Annotated in this window: 21 protein-coding genes and 2 pseudogenes; 21 read left to right on the top strand and 2 right to left on the bottom strand. The window is 66.1% G+C overall.

Features of this window, described 5'->3' with window-relative positions; translation table 11 throughout:
- Positions 1-2: 2 nt before the first annotated feature.
- The 21 genes and pseudogenes from VF992_04430 (at position 3) to secY (ending at position 11,281) form a co-directional block, all read left to right on the top strand.
- Positions 3-467 (top strand): 30S ribosomal protein S19, encoded by a 465-nt coding sequence (locus tag VF992_04430; GenBank protein HEX9340400.1) that lies wholly within the window; start codon positions 3-5, stop codon positions 465-467.
- Between the two features lie 8 nt (positions 468-475).
- Entirely contained in the window at positions 476-931 is a 456-nt protein-coding gene (locus tag VF992_04425) for a 50S ribosomal protein L22 (GenBank protein HEX9340399.1), read from the top strand.
- A gap of 1 nt (position 932) precedes the next feature.
- On the top strand, positions 933-1,838 hold the full coding sequence (locus VF992_04420) for a 30S ribosomal protein S3 (protein HEX9340398.1): 906 nt from the start codon (positions 933-935) through the stop codon (positions 1,836-1,838).
- Positions 1,839-2,093 (top strand): 50S ribosomal protein L29, encoded by a 255-nt coding sequence (rpmC, locus tag VF992_04415; GenBank protein HEX9340397.1) that lies wholly within the window; start codon positions 1,839-1,841, stop codon positions 2,091-2,093.
- Complete coding sequence (gene yciH / locus VF992_04410) at positions 2,093-2,389, top strand: stress response translation initiation inhibitor YciH (GenBank protein ID HEX9340396.1); 297 nt, start codon at positions 2,093-2,095, stop codon at positions 2,387-2,389. Before rpmC ends, yciH begins: the two co-directional genes overlap by 1 nt.
- Position 2,390: 1 nt before the next feature.
- A complete protein-coding gene (locus tag VF992_04405; protein ID HEX9340395.1) occupies positions 2,391-2,642 on the top strand; it encodes a ribonuclease P protein subunit in 252 nt (83 codons plus the stop codon).
- A complete protein-coding gene (locus tag VF992_04400) occupies positions 2,639-3,049 on the top strand; it encodes a 30S ribosomal protein S17 (protein HEX9340394.1) in 411 nt (136 codons plus the stop codon). The genes VF992_04405 and VF992_04400 overlap by 4 nt, the downstream gene beginning before the upstream one ends.
- Positions 3,046-3,444: a 50S ribosomal protein L14 gene (locus tag VF992_04395; protein ID HEX9340393.1), complete on the top strand. Its 399-nt coding sequence runs from the start codon at positions 3,046-3,048 to the stop codon at positions 3,442-3,444. Before VF992_04400 ends, VF992_04395 begins: the two co-directional genes overlap by 4 nt.
- Positions 3,445-3,471: 27 nt before the next feature.
- Positions 3,472-3,813: pseudogene (gene rplX, locus VF992_04390) on the top strand (50S ribosomal protein L24).
- Positions 3,814-3,820: 7 nt separating this feature from the next.
- Entirely contained in the window at positions 3,821-4,531 is a 711-nt protein-coding gene (locus tag VF992_04385) for a 30S ribosomal protein S4e (protein ID HEX9340392.1), read from the top strand.
- Between the two features lie 8 nt (positions 4,532-4,539).
- Complete coding sequence (locus tag VF992_04380; GenBank protein HEX9340391.1) at positions 4,540-5,049, top strand: 50S ribosomal protein L5; 510 nt, start codon at positions 4,540-4,542, stop codon at positions 5,047-5,049.
- The gene (locus VF992_04375) at positions 5,046-5,192 is read left to right on the top strand and encodes a 30S ribosomal protein S14 (GenBank protein ID HEX9340390.1); all 147 of its coding nucleotides are present in this window, start codon (positions 5,046-5,048) and stop codon (positions 5,190-5,192) included. Before VF992_04380 ends, VF992_04375 begins: the two co-directional genes overlap by 4 nt.
- Positions 5,193-5,201: 9 nt before the next feature.
- Positions 5,202-5,591 (top strand): 30S ribosomal protein S8, encoded by a 390-nt coding sequence (locus VF992_04370; protein ID HEX9340389.1) that lies wholly within the window; start codon positions 5,202-5,204, stop codon positions 5,589-5,591.
- Positions 5,592-5,600: 9 nt separating this feature from the next.
- A complete protein-coding gene (locus VF992_04365; protein HEX9340388.1) occupies positions 5,601-6,146 on the top strand; it encodes a 50S ribosomal protein L6 in 546 nt (181 codons plus the stop codon).
- Between the two features lie 2 nt (positions 6,147-6,148).
- Positions 6,149-6,952 carry a 50S ribosomal protein L32e gene (locus tag VF992_04360; protein HEX9340387.1) on the top strand — a complete coding sequence of 268 codons (804 nt, stop codon included), beginning with the start codon at positions 6,149-6,151 and terminating at the stop codon, positions 6,950-6,952.
- Positions 6,949-7,413: a 50S ribosomal protein L19e gene (locus VF992_04355; protein HEX9340386.1), complete on the top strand. Its 465-nt coding sequence runs from the start codon at positions 6,949-6,951 to the stop codon at positions 7,411-7,413. Before VF992_04360 ends, VF992_04355 begins: the two co-directional genes overlap by 4 nt.
- Positions 7,410-7,913 carry a 50S ribosomal protein L18 gene (locus VF992_04350; GenBank protein ID HEX9340385.1) on the top strand — a complete coding sequence of 168 codons (504 nt, stop codon included), beginning with the start codon at positions 7,410-7,412 and terminating at the stop codon, positions 7,911-7,913. The genes VF992_04355 and VF992_04350 overlap by 4 nt, the downstream gene beginning before the upstream one ends.
- Positions 7,914-7,981: 68 nt before the next feature.
- Positions 7,982-8,602: pseudogene (locus tag VF992_04345) on the top strand (30S ribosomal protein S5).
- A 155-nt stretch (positions 8,603-8,757) separates the two neighbouring features.
- Entirely contained in the window at positions 8,758-9,246 is a 489-nt protein-coding gene (locus VF992_04340; protein HEX9340384.1) for a 50S ribosomal protein L30, read from the top strand.
- The gene (locus VF992_04335) at positions 9,236-9,673 is read left to right on the top strand and encodes an uL15 family ribosomal protein (protein ID HEX9340383.1); all 438 of its coding nucleotides are present in this window, start codon (positions 9,236-9,238) and stop codon (positions 9,671-9,673) included. The genes VF992_04340 and VF992_04335 overlap by 11 nt, the downstream gene beginning before the upstream one ends.
- Before the next feature lie 3 nt (positions 9,674-9,676).
- The gene (gene secY / locus VF992_04330; GenBank protein HEX9340382.1) at positions 9,677-11,281 is read left to right on the top strand and encodes a preprotein translocase subunit SecY; all 1,605 of its coding nucleotides are present in this window, start codon (positions 9,677-9,679) and stop codon (positions 11,279-11,281) included.
- Positions 11,282-11,284: 3 nt separating this feature from the next.
- On the opposite strand, the gene VF992_04325 is transcribed toward secY, so the two are convergent.
- Together VF992_04325 and VF992_04320 are read right to left on the bottom strand one after the other, a co-directional pair.
- Positions 11,285-11,770 carry an AAA-associated domain-containing protein gene (locus tag VF992_04325; protein HEX9340381.1) on the bottom strand — a complete coding sequence of 162 codons (486 nt, stop codon included), beginning with the start codon at positions 11,768-11,770 and terminating at the stop codon, positions 11,285-11,287.
- A gap of 55 nt (positions 11,771-11,825) precedes the next feature.
- Positions 11,826-12,587 carry an ABC transporter ATP-binding protein gene (locus tag VF992_04320; GenBank protein ID HEX9340380.1) on the bottom strand — a complete coding sequence of 254 codons (762 nt, stop codon included), beginning with the start codon at positions 12,585-12,587 and terminating at the stop codon, positions 11,826-11,828.

Genomic DNA, 12,587 nt, shown 5'->3' with positions numbered 1-12,587 from the left:
CGATGGCAAAGAAGATGGGTGGCCTGGCGAAGGCGGCGCGACGGAAGCTGCGGAAGCGCGCGGGGCTCGTCGAGACGCGCCGCAAGAAGGAGTTTACGTACCGTGGGTACACGCTCGACGAGATGAAGGCGATGACGCTCGAGGAGATCATCGAGCTGCTGCCCGCGCGCCCGCGCCGGTCCTTCATGCGGGGCATCGACGAGGAACGTCTCACCTTCGTCGAGAAGCTGCGGGCCAACGGGACGGACGAAGCGGTGCGCACGCACTGCCGGAACGTCCCGATCCTGCCGGACTTCGTCGGCAAGAAGGTCGCGATCCACAACGGGAAGGAGTTCGTGACAGTCGAGATCAAAGCGGAGATGATCGGGCATTACATCGGCGAGTTCGCGATGACGCGGAGGCCCGTCGTGCACAGCGGCCCCGGCGTCGGCGCGACGCGCTCGTCGAAGTTCATGCCGCTGAAGTGAGGAGACGCATGACGAAGCTCGGGTACACGACGGAGTACAAGATCGAGACGATGGCCCGAGCGTACGGCCGGGACCTTCCCTTGGCGTGGAAGAAGTCCGTCGAGCTCGCCCGTGCCCTCCGCGGCAAGACGGTCGACGACGCCCGGGAGTACCTCGAGCGGGTGATCTCGCTGAAGCAGCCCGTCCCGATGAAGAAGTACAATCGGTGGGTGGCGCACAAGTCGGGGATGGGCCCCGCCCGCTATCCCGTCAAGGCGGCGAAGGCGTTCCTCAAGGTGCTCGAGAGCGCGGTCTCGAACGCCGAGTTCACCGGCAAAGACGACCCCGACGCGATGGTGGTCCGAGTGGTCAACGCGCACAAGGGTTCGACGGAGAAGGGATTCCGGCCACGGGCGTACGGCCGGAGCGGGCCGTGGAACCAGGATACTGTGAATCTCGAGATTGTGCTCGAAGAGGTGGCCTGACGTGGTGCGCGAGGCGAAGGTCGAGCGGAAGGACAAGCGCATCATCGTCGAGAATGTGCGGCGCGTCCTGTTGAAGGAATACCTCATGAACGAAACGCGTCGTGCGGGCTTCGGGGGTCTCGACATCCAGAGGACGCCGATGGGCACGCGGGTGTCGCTGCTCGCGGAACGACCCGGGCTCGTCATCGGCCGGAAAGGCGGAGCCATCAAGAGCCTCACGGAAGCCGTCGAGCGACAGTTCAAGTTCGACAATCCGCAGATCGAGGTCCAAGAAGTCGAGAAGCCGGCGCTCAACGCGCAGATCATGGCGGAGAAGCTCTCGAACGCACTCGAGCGCGGCTGGCACTTCCGCCGGGCCGGGCACTCGACGGTCCGGCGGATCATGGAGGCGGGCGCGAAAGGCTGCCTCGTCGTGATCGCCGGCAAGCTGACCGGGCAACGTCACCGGAGAGAGAAGTTCAAGGCGGGCCACATCAAGTACTGCGGCGAGCCGCGACACCTGTGGATGGACCTCGGATTTGCCGTGGCGAAGCTGAAGCCTGGGGTCATCGGCGTCACCGTGGAGATCATGAGCCCGAGGGCCCGGTTGCCCGACGAGGTCGAGGTCAAGCAGCCGTCCGCGGAGTACGTCGCCGCGGCGGAGGCAGCCGCCGCCGAAGCGGCGGCCCGGGCGGCCGAATCGGCGTTGGTCGTGGAGGCGACGCCCGAGGTCCCGATCGTCGCCACCGCAGAGGGCGAGGAGCCCGAGGAAGCCGAGCCGCTGTTGCCGCTCGATGAGGCCGACGACACGGCGAAGAAAGTGAAGAAGAGCAAGGTCGCGACGAAGCGACTGAAGAAAGTCGCAAAAGAGGTCAAGGACCTCGGGGTCGACGTCGATGTCGGAGCCGAAGGAGGCGACGAATCGTAGATGCCGCTCCTCCGGACGAAGGAGATCCGCGCGATGGACGCGGAGATGCTCGCGAAGAAGCTGACGGAGCTCCAAGACGAGCTGATGCACGAGAGGGGCGTCGCGGCGATGGGTGGCGCGCCGCCGAACCCCGGGAAGATCCGCGCACTCCGGAAGAACATCGCCCGCATCCTGACGATCATCCGGGAAGAAGAGAAGCTCGGGACCGCGAAACCGGCGGCCGCTCCAAAGCCCGAATCCAAGGAGGCGACCTGATGGCGATCTGCGCGACGTGCGGCCTCCCGGACGAGCTTTGTGTGTGCGAGGAAATCGCGAAGGAGCAGCAGCTGATCCGCGTGAGTCATGACACGCGCCGGTACGGCAAGACGATGACGATCGTCGAGGGGCTGGACATCGGGGACATCGACATCGATGAGCTCGCACGGACCCTGAAGAACCGATGTGCCGCCGGGGGCACGGCGAAGGAGGGCCGCATCGAGTTGCAGGGCGAGCACCGCAAGCGGGTCCAAGAAGTCCTCCAAGGCATGGGCTACCGCGTGCAGGTGGTGTGACGTGAACCTCCGGAAGCACGAGTTGATCGGCCTGCGCGTCGAGGTGCTCGGCGCGACGGATCCGACCCAGGCGCACCTGCGCGGCCGGGTGGTCGACGAGACGCGGAACATGCTCGTCCTCGAGATTGCGGGCGAGGAGAAGCGGATCCCGAAGCACGGGAGCCGGTTCCGATTTGACGTCCAAGGAGGCCTCGAGATCGAGGGCGACGAGATTCGCTATCGGCCCGAGGACCGCGTGAAGAAGGCACGGTGATCCGGATGGCAGAGAAGAAGGCCGTGAAGAAACCCGCCTCCGCCCCCGCGGCGGCGCCGCAATCCTCGGCGCGGGCGGCCCGGGACATCGGGATCGACGTGCCCGTTCCCGGGCGGACGTGCACGGATCTGAAGTGCCCGTTCCACGGCCGCCTGCCGGTGCGCGGCCAGAGCCTGGAGGGCGTCGTCGTCTCGGCCAAGATGCAGCACACGGTCGTCGTGGAACGCGAGTACCTGCGATACATCCGGAAGTATGAGCGGTTCGAGAAGCGCACGCACCGCATGAACGTCCACGCTCCGCCGTGCCTCGGCCTGCAGGTCGGGAACCGCATCACGATGATGGAGTGCCGTCCTCTCGGGAAGACGGTCCATTTCGTCGCGATCCACAACCAGGCGGTGGCGGGATGAAGGGGCTGCCCGGCCGGCAGACGCGCGGGCTGCCGAAAGGCGCGCGCCTCGAATGCATCGACAACACCGGCGCGAAGATCGTCGAGATCATCGAGGTCCTGAAATACCGGGGCGTGCGGAACCGCCTCGCGTCGGCAGGCATCGCGGACCTCTTGGTCGTCACGGTCAAGAAGGGGACTCCGGAGACGCGGAAGCAAGTCATGAACGCGGTCATCGTGCGGCAACGCCGTCCGTTCCGGCGCCCGGAGGGCCTGATGGTCCAGTTCGAGGACAACGCCTGCGTCATCGTGACTCCCGAGGGCGAGGTCAAAGGATCGGACATCAAGGGGCCCGTCGCCCGAGAGGCCGCGGAGCGGTGGCCTCGCGTCGCCGCGACGGCGAGCATGATCGTGTGAGGTGGGCCAACGGCGAGCGCGAAAGCACGGATGCAACGGAAGCGGGCGGCGAACGCCCCGCTCCATCGGAAGCGCCTCCTGGCGTCGTCGCACCTCGCGCCGGAGCTGCACGACAAGTCGAAAGGACGCTTGCCTCGGGCCGTGCCCGTCCGCAAGGGCGACACGGTCCGCGTGATGCGCGGCGGGTTCGAGGGGCGCGAGGGGAAGGTCGTCAGCGTGGACCGCGTGGACGGGACCGTCGTCGTCGAAGGCATCACGATCGAGAAGGTCGACGAGAAGAAGGTCGCGCGCCCGATCCACGCGTCGAATCTGATGATCGTGCGCATGGACGACACGGACGCCTGGCGGCGCCGGCGGTTCCAGGAGTGAGGCGATCGTGAAGAAACACCTCAAGCGGCTGCCGGCGCCCCGGAGCTGGAAGGTCCCGCGCAAGACGGACTTCTGGGTGTCCCGGCCGTCTCCGGGACCGCATCCCGCCGATCGGAGCGTCCCGCTCGGGCTGATCCTTCGCGACATGCTCAAGGTGTGCGACACGGCGCGGGAGGCACGGCACATCCTGAACAACCGGGGCGTCCAGGTCGACGGCCGCGTCGTGACGGACCCGAAGTTCTCGGTCGGGCTGATGGACGTACTGTCCCTCGGTGACACGAAGGCGCACTACCGCATGCTCGTCGACGCGCGGGGCCGCATGGCGCTCGTCCCCCTCGAGGCGCACGACGCGACGTGGAAGCTCTGTCGCGTCGAGGACAAGACGACCGTGCGGGCGGGAAAGACGCAGCTCAACCTGCACGATGGGCGGAACGTGCTGCTCCCGAAAGATGCGTACAAGACCGGCACGACGCTCAAGATTCAGCTCCCGGATCAGAAGGTCGCGGAACACTACGAGCTCGAGGAGGGCGCGCCGGTCCTCGTGACGGGCGGGCAGCATGTCGGCGAAATCGCGCACGTCCTCGCGATTCAGCGCACGCGCAACCCGCGGTCGAACATCGTGACGTTCAAGGAAGGGTTCTCGACCGACATCGACAAGGTCTTCGTCGTGGGCAAGGAAGCCCCGACGATCCGTATGCCGGAGGTCCCGGCGCTGTAGGTGGGACGATGGCGGGAATGCGGGACATCCGGATCGAGAAGGTCGTGATCAACATTGGCGTCGGCGAGGCGGGGGAGAAGCTCGTCAAAGCGCAGAAGGTCCTCGGGCTCGTCGCGAAGCAGACGCCGGTCCAGACGCTCAGCCACAGCGCGGTCCGTGACTGGGGCGTGCGGCGCAACATGCCGATCGGCACGCGCGTCACCTTGCGGGGCGACCCCGCGGAGGCGTTCCTCAAAGACGCGCTCGCGATCCGGAACAACCGCCTTCCGTCGTACAGCTTCGATCCTCGGGGGAACGTCTCATTCGGGATTCAGGACTACACGGACTTCCCCGGCATGAAGTACGATCCGGAGGTCGGCGTGTTCGGGATGGACGTGAGCGTCGTCCTCCAGCGTCCCGGATACCGCATTGCGCGACGGGCGACGAAGCCGCGCCCGATTCCACGGCGGCACCGGATCTCCCGGGACGAGGGCATGGAGTTCATGCGGGATCACTTCAAGGTCGAGGTGGTCGGGTGAGACGGACGAAGGATTTCGGCCGGGTCCGAGGCTGCCTCCGATGCGGTCGGAAGCGTGGGATCGTCCGGCGGTACGGGCTCCATCTGTGCCGTCAATGCTTCCGCGAGATCGCGTACGAGCTCGGCTTCCGAAAATACAGCTGAGGCGAGACGATGCTTCAAGATCCCCTGAACGACGCGATGGCGACGATCCGGAACGCGGAAGCCGCCGGCAAGGCGGAATGCTTCATCCATCCGGCGTCGAAGCTGATCGGTCGCGTCCTCAAGGTGATGGAGGAGCACCAGTACATTCGGTCGTTCGAGCTCGTCGAGGACGGCCGTGGGAACCTCTACCGGGTCGGGCTCGTCGGGAGCATCAACAACTGCGGCGTGATCAAGCCCCGCTTCGCCGTCCGGCGGACGGATCTCGAGAAGTTCGAGGCCCGTTACCTGCCGGCGCAGGACTTCGGGGTGCTCATCCTCACGACGACGGAAGGCGTGATTTCCCAGACGAAGGCCAAGCAAATCGGCGTGGGCGGGAAGCTCCTCGCCTACGTGTACTGAGGTGCCTCGATGCCCATATCCGGCTTCATCGAAAGGATCGTGAACGTCCCGGACGGCGTCCAGGTGCAGATTGACGGAGGCCACGTCGTCGTGAAGGGACCGGGGCACGTCCTGCGGCGGACCCTGTCCCATCCACGGATCCAGATGCGGGTCGACGGGAAGCAGGTCAAGATGCGCTGCGAGTACCCCCGCCGCAAGGACGGAGCCCTCGTCGGGACGTTCGCCGCCCATCTCCAGAACATGATCGTGGGCGTCACGGACGGCTTCACGTATGAGATGAAGATCGTGTACAGCCACTTCCCGGTCAAGGCGACCGTGAGGGGGCCCGAATTCATCATCGAGAACTTCCTCGGGGAGAAGTTCCCGCGCAAGACGACGATCGTCGGGGAGACCGAGGTCGAGGTGAAGGGCGACCAGGTCGTGCTCACGGGTCCGGACATCGAAGCGGTCTCTCAGACCGCCGCGAACATCGAGCAGGCGACCCGGATCCGCGGGTTCGATCCGCGCATCTTCCAAGACGGCATCTACATCACGAAGAAGGCCGGGGAGGCGTGAGCGTGGCGGAAGGGGAAGAGCCGAAGCCAGAAAAGAAGGCGAAGAAGGCGGTGCCGGAGGCCCCGAAGGAACCGCCCGCGGCGCTCCCGACGTCGCACGAGATTCGCGAGGCGAAGAAGGCCACGCTCGTCTCGATGTCCGAAAAATTCGGTCTCGAGACCGAAGGGAAGGTCGACGAACTGCGGAAACGCCTCCTCGCCTACGTCGCGAAGGAGGAGGCGAAGGCCGCCGCCCCGCCGAAAGAAGCGCCTGCGGTCCGCGGGGAGGAGGCCGAGAAGAAACCTCGTCGGGAAGCGGAGGCGAAGGAGAAGAAGCCGGCCAAGCGCGCGAAGAAACCGGCGGCGAAGGAGCGCGCGGCGAAGAAGGAGGACGAGGAGGAAAAGGAGGAACCGCACGAGCCGCGTCAGAAGCCGAAGCTCCCGCCGGACGTCCGGCGGCTCCTCGCCTTGCGCGCGACCACGGCGGCCCGTCGACCGAAGTTCCACCGCCAAGAATGGTTCCGATACAGGAAGTTCGGGGACGAATGGCGGAAGCCCCGGGGCGGCCAGTCGAAGCTCCGCCGCCACTTCGGATATCGGTGGAACCTTCCGTCGATCGGTTATCGCGGCCCGCGGGAGGTCCGCGGGCTCCATCCGAGCGGGTTCCAAGAGGTGCTCATCCACAACCCCCATGAGCTCGAAGGGCTCGATCCGGATCGGCAGGCCGTCCGGATCGCTCACGGCGTCGGCGCGCGGAAGCGCGGGCTGATCGAGGCGGCGTGCGACGACAAGGGCCTGCGGGTCCTGAACCGGATGGTGACCGCATGAGGTTCGACTACCAGCGACGACTCGCGGCGTCGATCCTCGGGGTCGGCGTCAACCGCGTGTACATCAGCACGGACCCGAAGGAACAGGACAACATTCTCGACGCGATCACGCGCGACCTGATCCGCGGGCTCATCCGCCGGAACGTCATCCAGAAACGCCCCGAGCGGGGCGTGTCCCGCGGTCGGGCAAGGTATCGCCACGCGCAGCGGGCGAAAGGACGGCGGCGGGGCGCCGGAAGCCGGAAGGGCGGGTTGAACGCCCGGACGCCGCAGAAGACCCGGTGGATCGGCGTCATCCGCGGGATACGTCGGTACCTCCGAGAGCTCAAAGGCCAGGGGCGGATCGACGTGCCGACGTACCGTCGGTTCTACGCGCAGGCGAAGGGCGGCATGTTCAAATCGAAGTCGCACCTGGAGCAGCAGCTGCGCGCTTCCGGCGCGCTCAAGGAGGCGAAGGCGTGACGCGCCAGGGTCCGCACTACCGCGTGCCGTTCCGCCGACGGCGGGAGGGTCGTACGGACTACCGAGCCCGCTCGAAGCTCCTCCGGAGCCAGAAGGCGCGAGCCGTCGTCCGGAAGACGCTCACCCAGACGATCGTCCAGCTCGTGACCCCGGATCCCGCGGGGGACCGAGTCGTCGCCGCGGCGCAGTCCCTCGAGCTGAAGGACCACGGCTGGTCGGGCGGCACGGGCAATCTGCCGGCGGCCTACCTCACGGGTTTCCTCGCCGGCAAGAAAGCGTCCGCCAAAGGCGTCAAGGAGGCCGTGCTCGACCTCGGCGTGCAGAGGCCGTCGAAAGGCGGCCGCCTGTTCGCCGCCCTCCAGGGCCTCGTCGACTCGGGCGTCGCGGTGCCTCACAGCCCCGACGTGCTGCCGGCGAAAGACCGCGTCCGAGGCGCCCACATCGGCGCGGACGTGCCGAAGCAGTTCGACGCGGTGAAGTCCAAACTGGAGGGCGGCTGATGCCGGGGCGGCGAGGCGGCGGCCGCGGCCGTCGGCGCGAGGCGCGGGCGGCGCGGCCGGAGCGGGACCTGAGCCAGTGGGCGCCGAAGACGAAACTCGGCCGCCTGGTCCTCGGCGGTACCCTCACGACGCTCAGCGACGCGATCAAGACCGGCCTCCCGATCCGCGAGCCGGAGATCGTGGACATCCTCCTCCCGGAGACGGAAGACGAGGTCCTCGACGTCAACATGGTGCAGCGGATGACCGATTCCGGCCGCCGCGTGAACTTCGTGATCACGTGCATCGTCGGGAACAAGGATGGCTTCGCGGGACTTGGACGGGCGCGCGGCCGCGAGGTCGGGCCCTCGATCCGGCGGGCGATCGACAACGCGAAGCTGAACATGATTGAGATCAAACGGGGCTGCGGCTCCTGGGAGTGCGGCTGCCAGCGGGCTCACTCGCTCCCCTTCAAGGTCATGGGCCGCAGCGGGTCCGTCGACGTCGTCCTGAAGCCCGCCCCGCAGGGCGTCGGCCTGGCGGTCGGCGACGTGGCGAAGAGCGTCCTCCGCCTCGGCGGCATCACGGACGCCTGGGGCTTCACGAAGGGGCACACGAAGACGACGGTTAACTACGCCCTCGCCACGTTCGAGGCGCTCCGACGGACGTCGGAACTCAAGGTCCGCGGAGAGCAGACGGAACGCCTCAAGATCAAGGCGGGCGCGGAGCAGGTCTTCGTGCGCAAGATCGCCGCGGCGCCGGCCGCAGGGCCCGAAACGGCCCCCGAGCTCCCGGAGGAGATCGAGGTCGAGGGCGAGAACCTCACGCAGGAGACGCCCGCCGGAACCGGAGAGGAGGAGAAGGAGGAATGAGCTTCGCCGTCCTGAGACTCCGGGGGAAAGGCGACCTCCGTCGGGATGTGAAGGACACCCTTCGCATGCTCCACCTGACGCGCCAGAACCACTGCTCGATCATTCCGCAGCAGCCGACGTACATCGGCATGCTCCGGCTCGTCAAAGACTACGTCACCTGGGGCGAGGTCGAGCCGGAGATCCTCGCGAAGCTCTTGCTGAAGCGCGGGCGCCGGGTCGGGGACAAGCCGATCGACGATGCTTTCGTCAAGGAACATAGCAAGTACAAGTCGATCTGGGAACTCAGCCAGGCGATCGCGAAAGGCGAGGCCTCCCTGGCGGACGTCGGCGAGTTGCGCCCCGTCTTGCGGCTGCCGCCTCCCCGACGAGGGTACCGTGGAATCAAGCGCGGATACAACGACGGCGGCGATCTCGGGTACCGCGGCAAGGCGATCAACGCGCTGCTTCAGCGGATGATCGTCGAGGAGGTGGCCGATGGTCTCTAGGACTCGCAAGCTCCGTGGCAGTCGGACTCACGGCCGCGGCAAGAAACACGGCCGCGGCGCGGGCGGTCGCGGAGGGACCGGCATGGCGGGTCTTCACAAGCACAAATTCAAGTGGATGATCAAGTACGATCCCGATCACTTCGGACGACACGGCTTCACTCGGCATGCGCAGATGCGCGAGACGACGTCGATCGACCTCGAGGATCTCGTGCGCCGCCTGGGGGAGTTCGAGGCCGCGGGTCACGCGAAGAAGGACAACTCTCGAATCGAAGTCGACTTGACCGCCGCCGGAATCGACAAGCTATTAGGGTCTGGTCGTGTAACGAGGCCGATGCGGATCACCGTCGCGAAAGCGTCCGAGGCCGCAGTGGCCAAGGTCGCGGGCGCGGGCGGTGAGGTCGTCCTGCCCTCCCCTCCGGGGATGTGAGCGATGCCCCTCGAAGAGCAGAAGAAAAGCCGGCTGTACGCGCTAAAACCGCTGACGGACCGTCTTCCGGCGGTCACGCGCCCGGAGGGCCACGTGCAGTTCCGCACGAAAATGTTCTGGGTCCTGGCGATCCTCGTCATCTACTTCGCCATGACGAACATCTTCATCTACGGACTCGAGCCCTCGACCGTGATCGATTTCTTCGCGCCATTCCGGGCGATCCTCGCGGGCGCGCAGGGCTCGCTGATGCACCTCGGCATCGGTCCCATCGTGACGGCCTCGATCATCATGCAACTCTTCGCCGGGGCGAAGATCATCAACTTGAACCTCCAGGACGACGAGGACAAGAGTGTCTACCAGGGAACCCAGAAGTTCCTCGTGATCGTGATGATCTTCGTCGAGGCGGTTCCCCAGGTCTACGGATTCCTGACCCCCGCCGCGCCGTTCGTCACCATGTTGAACGGCTCGGGGTTGTTTGGAGTACTGCCCGCCGGCCAAGGCGCCACGTGGGCGAAGTTCTTGATCGTCGTACAGCTCTTCGCAGGCTCGTACCTCGTGTTCCTCATGGACGAAGTCGTCTCGAAGTGGGGGATCGGCTCGGGCATTTCGCTCTTCATCGCGGGAGGCGTCGCGCAGCAGATCTTCACGGGGACCTTCAACTTCGAGCCCGCGAACACCGGGAGTAAGATGCCGGCCGGCGCGATCCCGAAGACGATCTGGTACTTCCAGAACTACTCCGTGAGTAATCTTGCGAACGGCGGGATCGAGCAGCTCATGGTCGCACCGCCGAATCCGCTCATCGCGCTCATTGGCACCATGGCCATCTTCCTGATCGTCGCATACGTCGAGTCGACGCGGATCGAGCTCCCGCTCGCCCACGGGATGGCTCGGGGAGCGCGAGGCCGCTATCCCATCCGGTTGATGTACGCGTCGAACATCCCCGTCATCCTCGTTGCCGCGGTCCTCGCGAACGTGAGCATGTTCTCCCTCCTGTTCTGGCAGCATCCCGAGTGGCCCTTCATCGGACACAACCCGCTCATCGGCGCGTATCCGAGCGCGACCGATAACCGGGTGCTGAGCCGACAGCTGCAGCAAACGACGCCCATTGGCGGCTTGGCTTACTACTTCTCGAACGTCAACGGCGTGCAGGATTGGCTCCTGCCGCTGTTCAATCCGCTCCAGTATAACGTGTACCTCCGTGGCCTCCAATACTGGCAGGTCCTCGTGCACCTTCTCGTATTCCTGCTGGTGTTCATCGGCGGTTCCGTCATGTTCGCCAAGTTCTGGATCATGACCACGAACATGGGGCCCGAAGACGTCGCGCGCCAAATCGAGTCAAGCGGAATGCAGATTCCCGGATTCCGTCGGGATCCGCGCGTCCTGCGGCGCGTGCTGGAGCGGTACATCCCGGTGGTGGCGGTGATATCCGGGGCCTCCGTGGGCGCCCTCGCCGCGGGCGCCGACATGATCGGGACGGTGGGGAACGCCTCCGGGACCGGCGTGTTGCTTTCCGTCGGCATCATGATCCAGCTGTACGAGGCGATCGGACGGGAGCAAATGATGGAGATGCATCCCGTTCTCCGGGAGTTCTTCGGCGCCACGGGATGACGTCTACTTCGACGGCGTCCGCAGGCTGAGCTGTTCCGAGACGCTGTCGTACCGGACGAGCTCGACGTACCGGCCCCAGTAGACGAGCGCCTTGAACACTTCCTCGGCCTGGCGGCTTCCGACGTTGGCCGCAATCGCGTCAATGATCTCCTCGCGTTCGAGCGGCCGCCTCGCGGAGCGAGCCATCTCCGTCACGTGGCGGAACACCGGCACGGCGTTGATGATGTCCCGCACGATGCGCTTTCGCTCCCGGACGCTGGCCGACAGGAGTTTCCGGCTGAGGTCCGTCATGCGCACGTCGCCGTCCTCCACTTCGAGGAGCCCGAGGAATTCCGCGGCGGCGAGGATGGGCCCGAGGCGGTCGATGTCCATTTCGACCTCCTGCGAAATCGTGGCGACGTCGGCGGCCCCTCCGGCCTCGTCGACCGCCTCGACGAGTCCGAGGATCTGGCCTACCGACGCCTTGGAGATGGAGTGGAAGCCCGTCACCCGCTTCGCCGGTCCAACAACGTCACCGATATTAGACATTTGACCTACGTTTTCTTCAAACGATCAGTGAATAGATTTCGTCCACCCACCCATAGAACTCGGGCTCCTTGCGGTTCCGGGGCCTCGGCAGGTCGATGACGAGCTCGGCGACCATTCGTCCCGGCCGGCTGGAGATCACGATCACGCGGTCCGCGAGGTAGACCGCCTCCTCGATGCTGTGCGTGACCATGAGGACGGCCCTCGGCGGAAGCGCCGGATCGGACCACAGCTGCAGGATCTCGTCGCGCAGGTTCTGCGCGGTCAAGGGGTCGAGCGAGGAGAACGGCTCGTCCATGCACAGGAGCAACGGCTCGATCGCGAGGGCGCGGGCGATGCCGACTCGCTGCTTCATCCCCCCGCTGAGCTCACGAGGGAACGCGTTCTCGAACCCCGTCAGCCCGACCGCCTCGATGAACTTCCGCGCCTGCTCGTGCCTCTGCTCCGGCGGCGTCCCCTTCGCTTCGAGACCGAGCTCGACGTTCTGCGTGACCGTGAGCCAGGGGAACAGGGCGAACGATTGGAACACCAAGGCGACCTGCGGGTTGTCCGCGCGGATTGGCTCACCTTCGAACAGCACCTGGCCGGACGTCGGCTTCTCGAGGCCGACGAGGATCCGGAGCAGCGTCGACTTGCCGGAGCCGGACGGGCCGACCACGCAGACGAAGTCGCGTTCCGAAAGGGAAAACCGGATGAGCTCCAAGACCTTGAATTCCTTCCCGTTCTCGGAGTAGGATTTCGTGACGTCCCGCACATCGAGGAGGGGCGTGGCCGCGGTCAT

It is taken from the genome of Thermoplasmata archaeon (assembly GCA_036395115.1).
Lineage (GTDB): Archaea > Thermoplasmatota > Thermoplasmata > RBG-16-68-12 > RBG-16-68-12 > RBG-16-68-12.
This window is presented reverse-complemented; position numbering and strand designations above follow the sequence as displayed.

Excerpts from the sequence above, each read along its gene's own strand:
- VF992_04365 (HEX9340388.1), top strand. The coding sequence starts at position 5,601 with ATGCCCATATCCGGCTTCATCGAAAGGATCGTGAACGTCCCGGACGGC.
- VF992_04335 (HEX9340383.1), top strand. The coding sequence starts at position 9,236 with ATGGTCTCTAGGACTCGCAAGCTCCGTGGCAGTCGGACTCACGGCCGC.
- VF992_04370 (HEX9340389.1), top strand. The coding sequence starts at position 5,202 with ATGCTTCAAGATCCCCTGAACGACGCGATGGCGACGATCCGGAACGCG.
- yciH (HEX9340396.1), top strand. The coding sequence starts at position 2,093 with ATGGCGATCTGCGCGACGTGCGGCCTCCCGGACGAGCTTTGTGTGTGC.
- VF992_04425 (HEX9340399.1), top strand. The coding sequence starts at position 476 with ATGACGAAGCTCGGGTACACGACGGAGTACAAGATCGAGACGATGGCC.
- VF992_04380 (HEX9340391.1), top strand. The coding sequence starts at position 4,540 with ATGGCGGGAATGCGGGACATCCGGATCGAGAAGGTCGTGATCAACATT.
- VF992_04395 (HEX9340393.1), top strand. The coding sequence starts at position 3,046 with ATGAAGGGGCTGCCCGGCCGGCAGACGCGCGGGCTGCCGAAAGGCGCG.
- rpmC (HEX9340397.1), top strand. The coding sequence starts at position 1,839 with ATGCCGCTCCTCCGGACGAAGGAGATCCGCGCGATGGACGCGGAGATG.
- VF992_04430 (HEX9340400.1), top strand. The coding sequence starts at position 3 with ATGGCAAAGAAGATGGGTGGCCTGGCGAAGGCGGCGCGACGGAAGCTG.
- secY (HEX9340382.1), top strand. The coding sequence starts at position 9,677 with ATGCCCCTCGAAGAGCAGAAGAAAAGCCGGCTGTACGCGCTAAAACCG.
- VF992_04320 (HEX9340380.1), bottom strand. The coding sequence starts at position 12,587 with ATGACCGCGGCCACGCCCCTCCTCGATGTGCGGGACGTCACGAAATCC.
- VF992_04355 (HEX9340386.1), top strand. The coding sequence starts at position 6,949 with ATGAGGTTCGACTACCAGCGACGACTCGCGGCGTCGATCCTCGGGGTC.
- VF992_04340 (HEX9340384.1), top strand. The coding sequence starts at position 8,758 with ATGAGCTTCGCCGTCCTGAGACTCCGGGGGAAAGGCGACCTCCGTCGG.